General features: G+C 70.1%; 13 protein-coding genes and 2 pseudogenes. 1 reads left to right on the top strand and 14 read right to left on the bottom strand.

Annotated features, from left to right (window positions below; genetic code table 11):
- From HQQ85_RS17450 to HQQ85_RS17410, 9 genes and pseudogenes are all read right to left on the bottom strand, one after another.
- The gene (locus tag HQQ85_RS17450) at nt 1-1,086 is read right to left on the bottom strand and encodes an ABC transporter permease (protein WP_173183752.1); all 1,086 of its coding nucleotides are present in this window, start codon (nt 1,084-1,086) and stop codon (nt 1-3) included.
- Between the two features lie 120 nt (nt 1,087-1,206).
- Nucleotides 1,207-2,826, bottom strand: a complete 1,620-nt coding sequence (locus tag HQQ85_RS17445) for an ABC transporter substrate-binding protein (protein WP_173183974.1) — start codon at nt 2,824-2,826, stop codon at nt 1,207-1,209.
- A 211-nt stretch (nt 2,827-3,037) separates the two neighbouring features.
- Complete coding sequence (locus HQQ85_RS17440) at nt 3,038-3,592, bottom strand: DivIVA domain-containing protein (protein ID WP_173183751.1); 555 nt, start codon at nt 3,590-3,592, stop codon at nt 3,038-3,040.
- A 28-nt stretch (nt 3,593-3,620) separates the two neighbouring features.
- The gene (locus HQQ85_RS17435) at nt 3,621-4,622 is read right to left on the bottom strand and encodes a phosphatidate cytidylyltransferase (RefSeq protein WP_173183750.1); all 1,002 of its coding nucleotides are present in this window, start codon (nt 4,620-4,622) and stop codon (nt 3,621-3,623) included.
- Between the two features lie 30 nt (nt 4,623-4,652).
- A complete protein-coding gene (gene frr / locus HQQ85_RS17430; RefSeq protein WP_173183749.1) occupies nt 4,653-5,207 on the bottom strand; it encodes a ribosome recycling factor in 555 nt (184 codons plus the stop codon).
- 46 nt (nt 5,208-5,253) lie between these two features.
- Nucleotides 5,254-5,976 (bottom strand): UMP kinase, encoded by a 723-nt coding sequence (gene pyrH, locus HQQ85_RS17425; protein WP_173183748.1) that lies wholly within the window; start codon nt 5,974-5,976, stop codon nt 5,254-5,256.
- 118 nt (nt 5,977-6,094) lie between these two features.
- Nucleotides 6,095-6,922 carry a translation elongation factor Ts gene (gene tsf / locus HQQ85_RS17420; protein WP_173183747.1) on the bottom strand — a complete coding sequence of 276 codons (828 nt, stop codon included), beginning with the start codon at nt 6,920-6,922 and terminating at the stop codon, nt 6,095-6,097.
- 409 nt (nt 6,923-7,331) lie between these two features.
- Nucleotides 7,332-8,094 (bottom strand): annotated as a pseudogene (gene rpsB / locus HQQ85_RS17415) (30S ribosomal protein S2); the annotation flags it as partial.
- Between the two features lie 225 nt (nt 8,095-8,319).
- On the bottom strand, nt 8,320-9,813 hold the full coding sequence (locus HQQ85_RS17410) for a sugar porter family MFS transporter (protein WP_173183745.1): 1,494 nt from the start codon (nt 9,811-9,813) through the stop codon (nt 8,320-8,322).
- Between the two features lie 175 nt (nt 9,814-9,988).
- On the opposite strand from HQQ85_RS17410, the pseudogene HQQ85_RS17405 reads away from it, so the two are divergent.
- Nucleotides 9,989-10,351 (top strand): annotated as a pseudogene (locus HQQ85_RS17405) (peptidoglycan DD-metalloendopeptidase family protein); the annotation flags it as partial.
- 112 nt (nt 10,352-10,463) lie between these two features.
- Here HQQ85_RS17405 and HQQ85_RS17400 read toward each other — a convergent pair.
- From HQQ85_RS17400 to HQQ85_RS17380, 5 genes are all read right to left on the bottom strand, one after another.
- The gene (locus HQQ85_RS17400) at nt 10,464-11,381 is read right to left on the bottom strand and encodes a tyrosine recombinase XerC (protein ID WP_173183744.1); all 918 of its coding nucleotides are present in this window, start codon (nt 11,379-11,381) and stop codon (nt 10,464-10,466) included.
- 105 nt (nt 11,382-11,486) lie between these two features.
- A complete protein-coding gene (locus HQQ85_RS17395; protein WP_173183743.1) occupies nt 11,487-12,383 on the bottom strand; it encodes a phosphodiesterase in 897 nt (298 codons plus the stop codon).
- 386 nt (nt 12,384-12,769) lie between these two features.
- Entirely contained in the window at nt 12,770-14,428 is a 1,659-nt protein-coding gene (gene dprA, locus HQQ85_RS17390; protein WP_254069482.1) for a DNA-processing protein DprA, read from the bottom strand.
- Nucleotides 14,425-15,960, bottom strand: coding sequence for a YifB family Mg chelatase-like AAA ATPase (locus tag HQQ85_RS17385; RefSeq protein WP_173183973.1), 1,536 nt, complete (start codon nt 15,958-15,960; stop codon nt 14,425-14,427). Before HQQ85_RS17385 ends, dprA begins: the two co-directional genes overlap by 4 nt.
- Entirely contained in the window at nt 15,957-16,316 is a 360-nt protein-coding gene (locus HQQ85_RS17380; RefSeq protein WP_173183742.1) for a YraN family protein, read from the bottom strand. Before HQQ85_RS17380 ends, HQQ85_RS17385 begins: the two co-directional genes overlap by 4 nt.
- Nucleotides 16,317-16,367 lie beyond the last annotated feature (51 nt).

Here is a 16,367-nt window from a genome sequence, read left to right as displayed (position 1 = left end):
TCAGTACCTCACTCTCGGGTCGATCAGCGCAGCGATCACGTCGACGACGAAGTTCGTGACGGCGACGAAGACGGCGAGCAGCGCGACGATGCCCTGCACCGCCACGAAGTCGCGCGCGGCGAGGTAGGCGGCCAGCTGGAAGCCGAGGCCCTTCCACTCGAAGGTGGTCTCGGTCAGCACCGCTCCGCCGAGGAGCAGGGCGATCTGCAGGCCGATCACGGTGATGATCGGGATGAGCGCCGGCTTGTAGGCGTGCTTCCGCACCAGCCGGAACTCGCTGACGCCGCGTGAGCGGGCCGCATCGACGTAGTCGGTGCCGAGGGTGCCGATGACGTTCGTGCGCACCAGGCGGAGGAAGACGCCGGCGGTCAGGAGGCCAAGTGCGATGCCGGGGAGCACGGCGTGGGAGAGCACATCGCCGATGGCGTTCGGGTTGCCGAGCATGATCGCGTCGATCAGGTAGATGCCGGTCTTGTTCGGCAGTGTCTGCATCGACAGCTCGGTGCGGGTCGAGGCCCGTCCGGCGACCGGCAGCCACTGCAGCCAGACCGAGAAGACGAGCTTCAGCAGGAGGCCGGCGAAGAACACCGGGGTCGCGTAGCAGAGGATGGCGAAGATGCGCAGGACGGCATCCGGAACCCGGTCGCGCATGGACGCGGCCAGCATGCCGAGGGGGATGCCCACGATGAACGCGACGATGAGCGCGTAGAAGGCGAGCTCGAGCGTGGCGCCGCCGTAGGTGAGGAGCACCTCGGTGACCGGGCGGTTGTCGGAGATCGTGTTGCCGAAGTTGCCGGTGAAGACCTGGCCGAGGTACTCGAAGTACTGCACCAGCACGGGCCGGTCGTAGCCGGCGGCGTGGATGCGCTCCTGCAGCTGCTCGGCCGTGAGCCGGCCGCCCTGGGCCGCCGTGATCGGGTCGCCGATGGTGCGCATCAGCAGGAACACGAGCGTGACCAGGATGAAGATGGTGGGGAAGATCAGCAGGAAGCGGATCAGCAGGTACCTGCCGAGCCCTCCCCCCGCGCTCTTGGGCTTGGGGGCGACCACCGACGGAGCGTCGGTCGGAAGCAGACTTGTCGTCATCGTTGCCAATCAGTCGGAGCCGGTGGCGCACGAGGGGCGACCGGCTGAACCGGTCGCCCCAGTGCGGTGGGCCAGGAAGTACCCTAACCCGTCCTTCGTCTTATCCCTTTGCCGGTATCTCTACTTGGTGAGGGGTGCGTAGCGGAACTTGAACGAGGCGTCGAGCGTGACGCCGTCGACGTCGGTGCCCGCGACGGCCACCTGGGCGCCCTGCAGGTAGGGAACGGTCGACAGGTCGACGGCTTCCTTGGCCTGGATCTCCTCGATGATCGACTGACGCTCGGCGGCGTCGGGGGTGGACGCCTGCTTCAGGATCAGGTCGTTCACCTCCGTGTTGTCGTAGTGGTTGCCGAGGAAGTTCTCGGTGAGGAAGAACGGCGTCAGGTAGTTGTCGGCGTCGGAGTAGTCGGGGAACCAGCCCAGCTGGTACGCCGGGTACAGGTCGGCCGTGCGGTCCTTCGCGTACTGCACCCACTCGGTCGACTGCAGGTTCACCGTGAACAGACCCGACGACTCGAGCTGGTCCTTGATCAGCGCGTACTCGTCGCCCGAGGAGGGGCCGTAGTGGTCGGGGCTGTACTGCAGGTTCAGCTCGACGGGGGTGGTGACACCGACGGCCTCGAGGGTCGCCTTCGCCTTGTCGGCGCTGGGGCCGCCGTCGCCGTCGCCGTAGAGCTCCTTCATGACCTCGGTGGCGCCGGTCAGACCGGCGGGCACGAAGGAGTACAGCGGGGTGTAGGTGCCCTTGTAGACCTGGTCGGCGATCTCGTCGCGGTCGATCAGGTCGGCGACGGCCTGGCGCACGGCCGTGGCCTTCGCCGGGTCGGCCTCGGCCGTGGTGGCACCGAAGGGCTGGGTGTTGAAGTTGAAGGTGATGTAGCGGATCTCTCCACCGGGGCCGTCGTAGACCTTCACCTTGTCGTTGCCCGAGAGGTCGTCGACGTCGGTGGCCGAGAGGCTGCGGAACGCCACGTCGATGTTGCCCTCCTGCACGTCGAGCTTGAGGTTCGACGAGTCGGCGTAGTACTTCGCCTGCACGGGCGACTCGGCCGGCGGGAGGACGCCCTGGTAGCCGTCGAACGGCACGTAGGAGATCAGGTTGTTGAAGTCGTAGCTGTCGATCGAGTACTGACCGGCGAACGCCTTGCCCTTCACGATGTCGGCGTCGGGGGTGATCGAGTCGGCCGAGAAGACCTCCTCGTCGACGATCGGGCCGGCGGGGCTCGACAGGATCTGCGGGAAGACCTGGTCGTCGGGGCTCTTCAGCTTGAACACGACGGTCAGGTCGTCGGGAGCCTCGACCGAGTCGAGGTTGTAGAGCAGCGACGACGGCCCGTTCGGGTCGGCGATCGCGAGGTCGCGGTCGAAGCTGAACTTCACGTCGGACGAGGTGAGCTCGTTGCCGTTCGCGAAGGTCAGGCCCTCCTTGAGCTTCACCGTGTACTCGGTGGGAGCCGTGAACTCGGCGCTCTCGGCGATGTCGGGCTCGACGTCGGGGCTGCCGTAGGGGGTGTTCATGAGGAACGGGAAGACCTGGTTCATCACGGCGAACGAGCCGTTGTCGTACGAGCCGGCCGGGTCGAGCGTGGTGACCTTGTCGGTCGTGCCGACGATGATGGCGTCGCCGGAGCTCGACGAGTCGCCGCCTGAGCCGGCGCAGCCGGTGAGGGCGAGCGCGAAGGCGGCGCCGCCGGCGACGAGCGTGAGCGAGCGCCGGGTGAACGTGGATGCGGGCGTCATGTCTCGCATTACCTCTTCCTGTTTCGTAGGCGGGCAGGCGCGACGATGCGCGTGCGACCCGCTTGTGCTGTGCACCATAGCTAACACAAAGAACGGGCGCCGCCCAAGCGGGGGCCAGGGCTGAACAGGTTTCTTTACGTGATCGAAATATCCGTGGCGATTTCTTTCACAGGATGCGCGAATTCTGCGCGCTTTCTGAAGAATCGTGCGCTCAGCGCACCGCGAGCATCACGTCGACCACCGCGTCGAGCACGGCGTCGACCTGCGACTCGCTGTAGCCGCCTCGCCCCGGCCGGAAGACCGCCGTGCGCACGTCGGAGACCTTCACGTCGGCCCCGGAGCGGAAGTACTCCACGAGCTGGGCGGCGAAGGCGTCGACGTCCCGGCGGTTGTAGCCCTGGCGGAGGAACCCGGCGCGGTCGAACTTCTCGCCGTCGGGCCGCTCGAGCCGGGCGAGGATCTCGGCCGCACGGCCGCGGGCCTCGGCGAACCACGCCTCGTCGCCCTGCTGCCGGTAGGCCTGGTCGCGCTCCCGCAGCGCGAAGGCGTCCTCGAGCCGCTCGAGCGCGGCGTCGACGGCGCGGGCGTCGTAGCCGCCCTTCTCCATGCCGAACGCGGTCTGCCGCACCATCGCGGCGGTCAGCGTGAACTCGCCGGCCTGGTCGCGCTCGTCGTAGGCGACGCGAGCCCGGGCCAGGAAGTCGTCGACCTCGTCGATGTCGTAGCCGAGGCTCGAACTGCGGGTGCGGGGAAACGGTGCGCTCACGGCTCTATTGTGCCCAACTTCGCCGAGATCACGATCCGAAGACCACCCAGAGCAGGTAGGCGGCCGCCGCGGAGGGCAGGATCGAGTCGAGCCGATCGAGGAATCCACCGTGCCCGGGCAGCCAGGAGCTCATGTCCTTGATGCCGATGTCACGCTTCAGCAGCGACTCCGACAGGTCGCCCACGGTGGCGGTGAACGTGATCACCGCACCGAAGAGCAGACCGAACCACCAGGGCTGGCCGAGCAGCAGGATCGACAGCAGCACGCCTCCGACGAGGGCGGCCAGCAGGGCACCGGCGAGACCCTCCCAGGTCTTCTTCGGGCTGATCGTCGGAGCCATCGGGTGCTTGCCGAAGTTCAGGCCGCTGGCGTAGGCCCCCACGTCGACGAGCACCACCACGATGATGAACGACAGCACCCACCACTGCCCGCCCTCCTGGGCCAGCAGGAGCACGGAGATGCTCGCGAGGAACGAGACGTAGACCTGCACGAAGATGCCGGCGCCCAGGTCTTTGAGGAGGCCCCGTGCATCCGGTCTCGGCCCCTGGCTGCGCGGCTGACGCACGGCGACCTCGACGAGCCGCCAGAGGGTGACCAGGAGCATGCCTGCGAGGGCCACCAGCCACTGCCCGGTGGCGCCCCAGTAGTAGGCGGCGGGCACCACGGCGACCCCGGCGATCACCGTCGGGATGCGCGCGACGTGCAGCTTCGCCACCCGCAGCGCGGTGGCGAGCTCGAGCGTGCCGAAGGTGACCAGCACCACGGCCAGCACCAGGTAGAGCTCCTTGATGACCACGAGGCTGACGACCATCACGCCCGCGAGCACGACACCGATCAGGATGGCCGAGACGAGGTTGCGGCCCGAGCGCGCGGTGATCTTCTCGTTGGCCTCGTCGAACTGCTCCTTGCGGGCCCGCACCTGCGCCTGGATCTCGGCGCGAGTGAGCGTGCGCGTGCGGCGCACGGGCGGCGTGCGGCTCGGGCGGGGCTCGTGGCGACCGGGCTGGTGCCGGCCGGGTTCGTGGCTCATCGGGGGCCGTCGGTGTCTGACCTGTCGAGGTCAGACCTCGAGGAGCTCGGCTTCCTTGCGCTTCAGGGCGTCGTCGATGGCGTCGACGTAGCGCTTGGTGACCTGCTCGAGCTCCTTCTCGCCGCGCGTCACCTCGTCGTCGCCGACCTCGCTCTTCAGGGCGTCGAGGTCGTCCTTCGCCTTGCGGCGGATGTTGCGGATCGAGACCTTGCCGTCCTCGGCCTTGGTGCGGACGATCTTCACGTACTCCTTGCGGCGCTCCTCGGTGAGGTCGGGCAGGGTGACGCGGATGACCGTGCCGTCGTTGTTGGGCTGTGCACCCAGGTTCGGCACGTCGCGGATGGCCTGCTCGATGTCGCGGAGGGCGCTCTTGTCGTAAGGGGTGACCAGGAGGGTGCGCGCCTCCTGGTTCTGCAGCGACGCCAGCTGCTCGAGCGGCGTCGGCGTTCCGTAGTACGACACCAGGATCTTCTGGAACAGCGCGGGGTTCGCCCGGCCGGTGCGCACGCTGGAGAAGTCGTCCTTCGTGACCTCGACGGCCTTGGTCATTCGCTCGGTGGCATCTGCCAGTACATCCGTGATCACGGCAACTCCTTCAGTGGATCTGTGCTGTCAAGTGTAGTGGGACGCCTCAGTGCGAGGTCGCGACCAGGGTGCCGATGCGCTCGCCGCGGATGGCCTTCGCGACGTTGCCCGCCGGCTCCATGCCGAACACGTGCATCGGCATGCCGTTGTCCATGCAGAGGCTGAAGGCGGTCGAGTCGACGACCTTGAGGCCCTGCACGAGCGCCTCGTTGTAGGTGAGGAACTCGAGCTTCACCGCATCCGGATCGATGCGCGGGTCGGCCGAGTAGACGCCGTCGACGCCGTTCTTGGCGACGAGCACCTCGTCGGCGTGGATCTCGAGCGCGCGCTGCGCCGAGACCGTGTCGGTGGAGAAGTAGGGCAGCCCGGCGCCGGCGCCGAAGATGACGACGCGGCCCTTCTCGAGGTGCCGGATGGCGCGGCGCGGGATGTACGGCTCGGCGACCTGCGTCATCGAGATGGCGGACTGCACGCGCGTCTCGGCGCCGGCCTGCTCGAGGAAGTCCTGCAGGGCGAGGGCGTTCATCACCGTGCCGAGCATGCCCATGTAGTCGGCGCGACCGCGGTCCATGCCGCGGGTCGACAGCTCGGCGCCGCGGAAGAAGTTGCCGCCGCCGACGACGATCGCGATCTGGACCTCCTGGGCCGCCTCCGCGATCTCCCTGGCCAGTCCGGACACGACGTCGGGGTTGACCCCGAGGGAGCCACCGCCGAACGCTTCACCGGAGAGTTTCAGTAGTACCCTGCGCTTCGAATCCGGCTCGCTCATCCGTCATGCATCCTCTCGTCATGCCCGTGTTCAGGCTATCGTCTCCCGCCCGGCCCCGAATGCGCGCAGGCGTGGAAAAGGGCCCGGACCGTTCGGTCCGAGCCCTTCTCGTGGTGTGTTACGCGCCGACCTTGAATCGGGCGAAACCGGTCACCTGGATGCCCGCCTCGGCGAGCACCTTCGAGACCGAGAGCTTGTTGTCCTTCGCGTAGTCCTGCTCGAGCAGGGCGACCTGCTTGAAGAACGCGGTGACGCGACCCTCGACGATCTTGGGCAGAGCCGCCTCCGGCTTGCCCTCGTTCTTCGAGATCTCGGTCACGATCGCGCGCTCCTTCTCGACGGCGTCGGCGGGGACGTCGTCACGGGAGAGGTACTGCGGGTCGGCGAACGAGATGTGCTGCGCGATGGAGCGAGCGGTCTCGGCATCGGAACCCGTGTACGCCACGACCACGCCGACCTGGGGGGGCAGGTCCTTCGAGGTCTTGTGCAGGTAGATCTCGAAGTTCTCGCCCTCGAGCCGCGAGATGCGGCGGAGCTCGATCTTCTCGCCCAGGATGGCGGCCTCGTCGTTGATGACGTCGGCGACCGTCTTGCCGTCGGCGGGGGCCGCGAGGGCCTCCTCGACGGTGGACGCACCCGCGGCTGCGGCGGCAGCGAGAACCTTGTCGGCCAGGGCGATGAACTTCTCGCCCTTCGCCACGAAGTCGGTCTCGCAGGCGAGCTCGATCATCGTCGCGGCACCGTCGCCCTGCGACGCGGCCACGAGGCCCTCGCTGGTGGAGCGGTCGGCACGCTTCGCGTTGCCCTTCGCACCCTTGAGGCGGAGGATCTCGACGGCCTTCTCCATGTCGCCGTCGGCCTCGACCAGGGCGTTCTTGGTGTCGACCATGCCGGTGCCGAGCTGCTCGCGCAGCGCCTTGACATCAGCCAGGCTGATTGTTGCCATGTGTTTCTGACTCCTTGAGAGATGTGGCGGGCCGGTTCGTGGCCGGCCCGCCGTTCATGAGTGGTTCGACGTGTCGTCGGTGGCCGCCGTCGGGCGGCCGGCTGCCTCGCGGCGACCGGCCGCTCGCGGCGGCAGGGGCCTTACTCGGCGGCGGGGCGCTTCTCGGCGTCGGTGGCCTCGGCCTCGATCTTCGCCTCGGTCTCGGCGTCGGACTCGACGTGGTGCTCGACCACGAGCGACTCGTCGGTGATCGCGGCGAGGTCGGCCTCGGCCTGGGCGTCGGCGTCGTTCTCCTCGACGGGGACCTCGGCGGCGATGACCTCGGCCACGGCCTCGGTGTCGACCTCACCGGAGATCTCGCCGTCGACGGCCTCGATCTTCTCGTCCTCGGCCTGGGGGTTCTCGGAGGCCTGGAGCAGCTCGCGCTCCCACTCGGCCAGCGGCTCGACGGCGGAGACGTTTCCGGCCTCCTCCGGCTTCTGGTGACGCTGGATGAGGCCCTCGGCCGCGGCGTCGGCCACGATGCGGGTCAGCAGCGCGACGGAGCGGATGGCGTCGTCGTTGCCCGGGATCGGGTACTGCACCTCGTCGGGGTCGCAGTTCGTGTCGAGGATGCCGATGACCGGGATGCCCAGCTTCTTGGCCTCGTCGATCGCGAGGTGCTCCTTCTTGGTGTCGACGACCCAGAGCGCGCTCGGGGTCTTCGTCAGGTTGCGGATGCCGCCGAGCGACTTGTGCAGCTTGTCGAGCTCGCGCTTCTTGATGAGGAGCTCCTTCTTCGTGAAGCCGCTCTTCGCGGTGTCCTCGAAGTCGAGCTCTTCCAGTTCCTTCATGCGCGCGAGGCGCTTGGAGACCGTCTGGAAGTTGGTGAGGAGGCCACCGAGCCAGCGCTGGTTGACGTAGGGCTGGCCGACGCGGGTCGCCTGCTCGGCGATGGACTCCTGGGCCTGCTTCTTGGTGCCGACGAAGAGCACGGTGCCGCCGTGGGCGACCGTCTCCTTGACGAAGTCGTAGGCCTTGTCGATGTAGCCCAGCGACTGCTGCAGGTCGATGATGTAGATGCCGGAGCGCTCGGTGAAGATGAATCGCTTCATCTTCGGGTTCCAGCGGCGGGTCTGGTGCCCGAAGTGCACGCCGCTGTCGAGCAGCTGGCGGATGGTGACGACGGCCATGTGCCGTACTCCTTCTGTTCTCGGTTTGCTCCACGACGATGGCCGTGGATCCTGGTGCCCGGCGCGCATCCGGCCCGCCCGTGTTCACGGTGGGGTGTTCACGGTGGGACCGATCGGATGCTGCTGCCTCGAGGGCACGCGAAGTCACCCCGACGAGCGGGGTGCTCCGAGAACTATACCACCCGCGCCGGCTGGGCCTCCTGGGCGCCTGGGCCTTCTGGGCGCTTAGGCCTTCTGGGCGTCGACCGCCTGCTTGCTGTTCTTCCGCACGACCTTCAGGCTGTCCATGCTCTCGAGCGAGCGGCCCTTCGTCTCGGGCACCGCGAAGAACACGAAGAAGAAGCTCACCAGCGCGAAGAAGGTGTAAAGACCGTAGGTGAAGGCGAGCGAGAAGCTCGACAGCGCCGGGAAGGTCTCGGTGATGGCGAAGTTCGTCAGCCACTGAGCCGCGGCTGCGATGCCGAGCGCACGGCCGCGGATGCGGTTCGGGAAGATCTCGCCGAGCAGCACCCAGACGATCGGGCCCCAGGTCGCCCCGAAGAAGATCACGAACAGGTTCGCTCCGACCAGGGCGATCGGGCCCCAGGCACCGGGCAGCTGGGGGGCGCCGTCGGTGACGACCGCCTGCGAGAACGCCAGGGCCATCACGCCGAGGGAGACCGCCATGCCCGCCGAGCCGGTGAGCAGCAGCGGGCGGCGGCCCACCTTGTCGACGAAGAAGATGGCCACGAAGGTCACCAGCACGTTGATGATGCTCGTCACGACCGAGATGGTGAAGCTGGTGCTCGAATTCGAGGTGTCGAAACCGACCGAGCTCCACAGGCTGGTGCTGTAGTAGAAGATGACGTTGATGCCGACCAGCTGCTGGAACATCGACAGCAGGATGCCCACCCAGACCACGGGCAGCAGACCGAACATCTTTCCGCGGAGGCTGGCGGTGCGGGCGTTCTCCTTGTCCTCGCGGAGCGACGTCTCGATCTCCTCGAGCGCCCCGTCGACCTCGTTCGCCGGGACCACGCTCGCCAGCACCTTCCGCGCGTCCTCCTTGCGGCCCTTGCCGGCGAGGTAGCGCGGAGACTCGGGCAGGCGCCAGGCGAGCACGCCGTAGACGATGGCGGGGATGGCGCAGACGATGAACATCCAGCGCCAGGCGTCCTGGTCGAACCAGAGCGGCTCGTTCGGGCCGCCGGCCGCGCCCTGCAGCAGGGTGTCGGAGAGCAGTGCGGCGAAGATGCCGAGGGTGATGGCGAGTTGCTGCAGGCTGCCGAGGGCGCCGCGCACGGCCTTCGGTGCGATCTCGGCGATGTACGCCGGGGCGATCACGCTCGCGATGCCGATGCCGAGGCCGCCGATCACGCGCCAGGCGATGAGGTCCCAGACCGCGAAGGCGAAACCCGAACCGATCGAGGAGACGAGGAAGAGGCCGGCGCCGATGAGCATCACCGGGATGCGGCCGATGCGGTCGGCGAGGCGGCCCGCGAAGTAGGCGCCGATCGCGCAGCCGAGCAGGGCGCTCGCCACCGTGAAGCCGCTGAGCAGCGGCAGGCTGCCGAGGGCGAAGTCCTCCTCGATCGCCTTCACCGCCCCGTTGATCACGGAGGAGTCGAAGCCGAACAGGAAGCCACCGAGAGCCGCGGCGATCGACAGCGCGATCACCTTGCGGCGGAGCTTCCTCTCGGTCGCGTGGTCGGTTCTGCTGCCCGCACTCTGATTCGTCATCCCACACACTCCCTCGCACGTACCGGGTGCCGGACGTCATCGGCCGGCGTGACCCGCTCTCCGATCCTGGCACGGTTCGCGCGTCTTGGCGTCTCCTCCTGCACAGCTGTCGGAGCAGCTTCCTCTGTTCGCAGAATCCCTTTCGGGCAGGTGCTCACTTCGGCCGGTCGTCAGGATGCCCGGCATGCCCCTGCTGCCGGCCGCCCTCCTGCTCGTCCTCATGGTGGCCTCGATCGGTGCGCACTGGTCGTGGCCGCTCACCTCGCACGTGGTGGCGGCTGAGTTCGTGGCGCCGCCCCATCGCTACGGCGCGGGCCACCGGGGCATCGACCTCGCCGCCTCCTCCGGCCTTCCGGTTCTGGCGCCGGCTGACGGGGTGGTTGCCTTCGCGGGCACGGTGGGCGACCGGATGCTCGTCGCCCTCGACCACGGCGACGGAGTGCGCTCCTCGCTCGAACCCGTCGTCGCGGCCCCGGGACTCACCGTCGGTTCCCCCGTCGCCCACGGCCGGCCCCTGGGCACGGTCGCCTCGGGCGGGCACTGCGGATCGCACTGCCTGCACCTCGGCGTGCGGATCGCGGGCGAGTACGTCAACCCGCGACTGCTGCTCGGCGGCATCCCGCGGGCGGTGCTGCTGCCGGCAGCCCTCGTCAGGCCCGGGGGTGGGCCGCCTTGTACGACGACCGCAGCCGCTCCACGCTCACGTGCGTGTAGATCTGGGTCGTGCCGAGGCTCGCGTGGCCGAGCATCTCCTGCACGGCCCGGAGATCGGCACCGCCGTCGAGCAGGTGCGTCGCCGCCGTGTGCCGCAGGGCGTGCGGCCCCGCCGGCCCGCTCCCCGGCACCGACTCGAGCAGCGCGGCGACGAGCTGGTAGACGGCTCGCGTGCCGAGCCGGCCGCCGCGGGAGCCGAGGAAGAGGGCACCCTTCTGCGGCTTCTCGCTCCTCTCGAGCAGCGGCCGGCGCGCCCGCGCGAGGTAGTCGCTCAGCGCGAGCTGGGCGGGCTTGCCGAAGGGCACGATCCGCTCCTTCGAGCCCTTGCCCACCACCCGCACGGTGCGGCGGTCGAGGTCGAGGTCGTCGACGTCGATGCCCACGAGCTCGGACACACGGAGCGCCGACGCGTACAGCAGCTCGACCACTGCCACGTCCCGCAGCGCGCCGGGCTCGCCCTCGGCGGCCCGCTCCTGCAGGGTCTGCAGCACCGCGCCCATCGAGTCGTCGCTCAGCACCCGCGGCAGCGACCGGTCGGGCTTCGGCGCCCGCAGCCGCACCGCCGCGTCGACCTCCGTCAGCCCGGTCTGGCGCAGCCACGCCGAGAACGTCTTGGCGGTCGCGGCCCGCCGCGCGAGCGTCGCTTTGGCGAGCTCCCACTGCGACCCCTCCCACAGCCAGTCGCGGAACACCTCGAGATCGAGCCCCTCGACGTCCTGCACCCCACGCGCCTCGGCGAACCGCTCCAGATCCCCCAGATCGGCCCCGTACGCGCGGACGGTGTGCTCGGAGCACCCCCGCTCGAGCCGCAGGTACCGCGCGTACCCCTCCCGCGCCTCCCCGATCCCGACCATCCCCCCAGCATGCCCCGCCGCACGCGGTGCCGGCCCTCCCCACGCCGCCCGCCCTGTTGCGGCGCGAAGGTGTCGGGCGGCTGGGGTGTCAGGCCGGTGGCGGAGTCAGGCGGGCGGTGCGACGTGCTTCGAGAAGGCCTCGAGCTGCTCGTCGGGGGGCAGTTCGGCCATCCGGTCGACGAAGGCGTTGTCGAACCCGGACACCACCGGGAACTCTCCCACCGGAACCATCGAGTGCACGATCCGGTCGTCGTACACCTGCACGATCGAGAACGACTGCCCGCCCCCGAGCCCGACGAGCCGCCCGCGTGGCGCCACCATGTCCATCGTGTAGCAGGTCGCCGCGGCCACCGACACCGGCACCCCCGCGAACGTGCTGTGCGTCGAGTAGTGCAGGTGCCCGCCGAGCACCGCACGCACATCGCTCCCCCGGATCACGGCGGCGAGCTCGTCCTGCCGCTGCAGCTCGAGGATCGGCATCAGCGGAATCGTCGTCGGGATCGGCGGATGGTGCAGGGCCAGCACCGTCCCTTCGGGCGCCGGCTCGGCCAGCTCGGCCCGCAGCCACTCCAGCTGCTCGCCCGACAGCTCACCGTGGTGGTACCCGGGCACACTCGTGTCGAGCGCGATCACCCGCAGTCCACCCAAGCGGATGCTCGCCACCACCGGCTCCGTCGCCGCCACCTCGTCCAGCAGTTCGACCCGCAGCCGCGCCCGATCGTCGTGGTTCCCCATCACCCACAGCACCTGCGCCCCCAGCCGCACGGCGGCCGGCTCGACGATCCCCCGGATCCGCCGGTACGCGTCCTCCTCCCCGAGGTCGGCGATGTCCCCGGTGAACACCAGCAGCTCGGGCCGCATCCCCGACCCCTCCAGCTGCCGCAGCGCCTGCGTCAGCCCCGCGTCGGTATCGACGGCCCCGTACAGCGCCCGCTCCCCCGCCAGAAAATGCGTGTCGCTGATATGAACGATCGTGTGCCCAGGCACCCCGTACTGACCCATGCCCCCATCCTCCCAGCCCCACCCCTTTGCCGCCTCCCCAAACCCCGCCGCAGCTCCTCCCACCTCGCCCGCACAACGCCGATCGCCCACACCTCCCCACCCGCACGATCGTCCTGCGCTTCCCCACCGGCCACCGCCGCCGTCACCGCCACCTTCCGGACGCGTCCGCGTGTACACCACGGAAGAAGATTCGGGGGTAGCGAAGCCACTATGGGCGCGCTACCCCCGAATCTCAGTCCGCAGCGCTCACGGCCCTGCGATGCAGGCTTGACTGCCAGATGGATCCCTGCCGATGGCTCAGCGCAGCCACCACGCGAGACCTACCCGCGAAGTCAGGCGTGCCCGCGAAGTAGGGCATACTCGCGAAGTCGGGCGCGCCCGCGAGGTCAGGCGCGGCTGCGGCGCCAGCCGGTCTCGGTCTCCTCGACGCGGCCCTCGAGCAGCAGGATGCCGAGCGCCGCTTCCACCGCCCGAACGGACAGTCCCGCACGCGCCGCGACGTCACTCGGGGTACGGCGCGTGCGCCGGGTGAGCGCGTCGAGCACCCGCACCTCAGCACCATCGTCGGCCACTGGCGCTCCGGCCCCGCTCGATGGGGCCTCCGCCGCCGGCGTATCCGCATCACCGCCCGCGGCGGACGAATCCGTGACGCCAGGCACCTCCGGGCACACGCCATCGGAGACCGAGCCCGCTCGCATGGGTGAACCAGCCGGGTGGGGCAGCACCGATCCCAGCGAGCCAGGCGCCACAGATCCGGGCGAGCCGGGCACCACTGATCCGGACGAGCCGGGCGCCGCCGATCCGGACGAGCCGGGCGGCACTGATCCGGACAAGCCGCGCGCCACTGATGCGGACGAGCGGGGCGGCGGCGGCGGGTCGAGCAGGGACGGGCGGTCGGTGGCGGGGCCGAGGACGAGTTCGACGACGTCGGCCGGGGTCGTGACGCAGGTGGCGTCGTACTCGCGGAGGAGGCGGTGGCAGCCGGCCGAGGTGGCGCTCGTCACCGGTCCGGGGACGGCGCCGAGGGGGCGGCCGAGGGCGGCGGCGTGGCCTGCGGTGTTGAGGGATCCGGAGCGGTGGCCCGCCTCGACGACCACCGTCGCGCGGGTCATGGCGGCGATGAGGCGGTTGCGCTGCAGGAAGCGCCACTTGGTGGGCGAAGCCCCGCAGGGAAGCTCGGACACGAGGGCGCCGCGGGCGGCGATGCGGAGCAGCAGGTCGTGGTGGGCCGCCGGGTACAGGCGATCGACACCGCCGGCGAGGAATGCCACCGTCGTGCCGCCGCTCACGAGCGCTGCTCGGTGGGCCATGCCGTCGATGCCGTAGGCGCCGCCGGAGACGACCGAGAAGCCGCGGTCGCTGACGCCGGCCGAGAGCTCCATGGCGACGTACTCGCCGTAATTCGTCGCGTCGCGGGAGCCGACGATGGCGATACCGCCGCCGGGATGGTCGACGGCCCCCACGTTCCCCCGCACCCAGAGCGCGTGCGGCGCGTGGAGATCGAGGTCTCGGCAGCCCTCCGGCCAGAGCGGATGCTCCGGCGTGAGCAGCCGCGCTTCGAAGCGTGCTGCCGACCGGAGCGAACCCACCACGACTCGCGACACCACCCTCGGCCGCCACCGCTCGAGCGCTGCAGCGATCACCTCGACAGTCACCCCATCGTGCTCGATGTGGCTTCTTGCCTGATCGGAATCGGATACCTCCGCGCCGAGCGCCGCGAACCACTGCGCGGGTTCGGAGCGGTCGATGAGCATCGTGAGCGCACGCTCCGCCCCGAGTGCCGCCACGACGAGGCCCGCGACCGAGTCGCCCGGTTCAGCGATGCCCGACCAGGCTGCCGATGCGAACAGGCGTGCGGCAGAGGCCTCCTCCGAGCTGAAGTCATCGGAGGGATCGGACGGAGACGGCGGCGGCGATTGCCACTCGTCGCCGGTCACTGAGGGAGCGGACGCGGTGGGCGGCGGGGTGGCAGGGCCGGGCGGCGGGACCATGACGGCGCGGGCCAGCGCGAGGACGAGGGAGCGGTCGAGGCCGAAGAGCATCATGCCGACACCGACTTCCGCAGGAAGAGCGCCCAGCCGACGTGGTCGGGCGTCGGGATGGGCACGGCGTCGAGGTCGGCGAGGGTCCAGGCGACGCGCAGGACGCGGTCGTAGCCGCGCATCGTCAGGGTGCCGCGTTCGAGGGCGCGGTCGATGGGCCCCGAGGTGGCGGATGGGAGACGGCGGGGGCGAGAGCGGAGCCAGGCGCCCGGCACCTCGGCGTTCGTCTTCCACGGTGTGCCCGAGAGGCGGGCGCGGGCGACGGCGCGCGCGTTCTCGACGCGGGCCCGCGCCGAGGCGGTGGTGGTGCGCGGGAGGTCGTCATCCGTCATCCGCACCGCCGAGGTGGTGACGCGGTTGACGCGCAGCTGCAGGTCGACGCGGTCGAGCAGCGGGCCCGAGAGGCGTCCGAGGTAGCGCCGGCGGGAGAGCGGCGAGCAGGTGCAGGGCACGTCGCCGGCACCGTACTGGCCGCACGGGCACGGGTTCGCGGCCAGCACGAGCTGGAAGCGGCCCGGGAAGTGCGCGGTCGTGCTCGCCCGGTGGATGACGATCGTGCCCGACTCGAGCGGCTGCCGCAGCGCATCCAGCACCGACGACGGGAACTCGGGCGCCTCGTCGAGGAAGAGGATGCCGTGGGCCGCACGCGCGGCGGCACCCGGACGGATGACCTTCGAACCCCCGCCCACGAGGGCCGCGGCCGACGAGGTGTGGTGCGGGCTCTCCAGCGGCGGGCGCGTGATCAGGCCGTTCAAGGGCCGGCCGGCGAGCGACGACACCGAGGTGACGACGAGCGACTGCTCCGCGTCGAGGTCGGGCAGGAGCGCGGGCAGCCGCTGCGCGAGCATCGTCTTGCCCGCCCCGGGCGGTCCGAGCATGAGCAGATGGTGCCCGCCGGCCGCCGCCACCACGAGCGCCTCGACGGCGTCGGCGTTGCCCACCACGTCGGCGAGGTCGCCGTCGGGCGGCGGCGGTGCCGAGGCCGCGGGGAGCATCAGCGGGTCGACCGCGGTCGGCTCGAGCACGGCCCCGTGGTGGATGAGGGTCTCCCGCAGCGAGGCCACTGTCACGATCTCGACGTCGGGCACGAGCAGCGCCTCGGCGGCGTTGCCGGCGGGCACGACGAAGCGCCGGTACCCGGCGGCCCGCGCGGCGACGATCGCGGGCAGAGCGCCCTGCATCGGCCGCACGCGGCCGTCGAGGCTCAGCTCACCGAGGTGAACCACCGACCCGATCGCCGACGCCGCGATGACCCCCTCTGCCGCGAGCACCGCCACCGCGATGGCGAGGTCGTAGGTCGACCCCTGCTTCGGCAGCGATGCCGGCGAGAGGTTGACGACGATCTTCTTCGCCGGGAGGGCGCAGCCGTCGTTGGCGGCGGCCGCGCGCACCCGGTCTTTCGCATCGGACAGGGCCGCGTCGGGCAGCCCGATCAGCTGGAACCCCGGGATCGCGTCGGCGATGTGCGCCTCGACCTCCACGACAGCCCCGCTCATGCCGAGCAGGGCGACCGACAACGTGCGCGCGACCATCAGTGCACCTCCCGGAGGTGCTGCACGCTCGGTTCGCCGTGCGTCGGCCAGATGACCCCGACGACGTCGATGCGGAACGGCATCCGACGCCCGGGGTGCACGGCCGCGATGTACGCGGCGGCCAGCAGGTGCAGCCGCCGCAGCTTCGCGGGCGTGACGGCGTCGAACGGATGCCCGTAGGCCTCCGAGGTGCGCGTCTTCACCTCGACGACGACGAGCGTGGGCCCGTCGCTCGCCACGATGTCGATCTCGCCGGTCGCACAGCGCCAGTTGCGCTGCACCACCTGCATGCCGATGCCGGTCAGGTGCTCGGCCGCGATGTCCTCACCGCGGTGGCCCAGTTCGTCTTTCGCCTTCATGTGTACCTCCGCGACCAAGGGTGCGGAAATACGGCAGACAAGAACGCGTCA

The organism is Herbiconiux sp. VKM Ac-2851 (assembly GCF_013205105.1).
Taxonomy (GTDB): Bacteria; Actinomycetota; Actinomycetes; order Actinomycetales; family Microbacteriaceae; genus Herbiconiux; species Herbiconiux flava.
The sequence above is the reverse complement of the archived record's forward strand: the minus strand, read 5'-3'. Positions and strand labels throughout refer to the sequence as shown.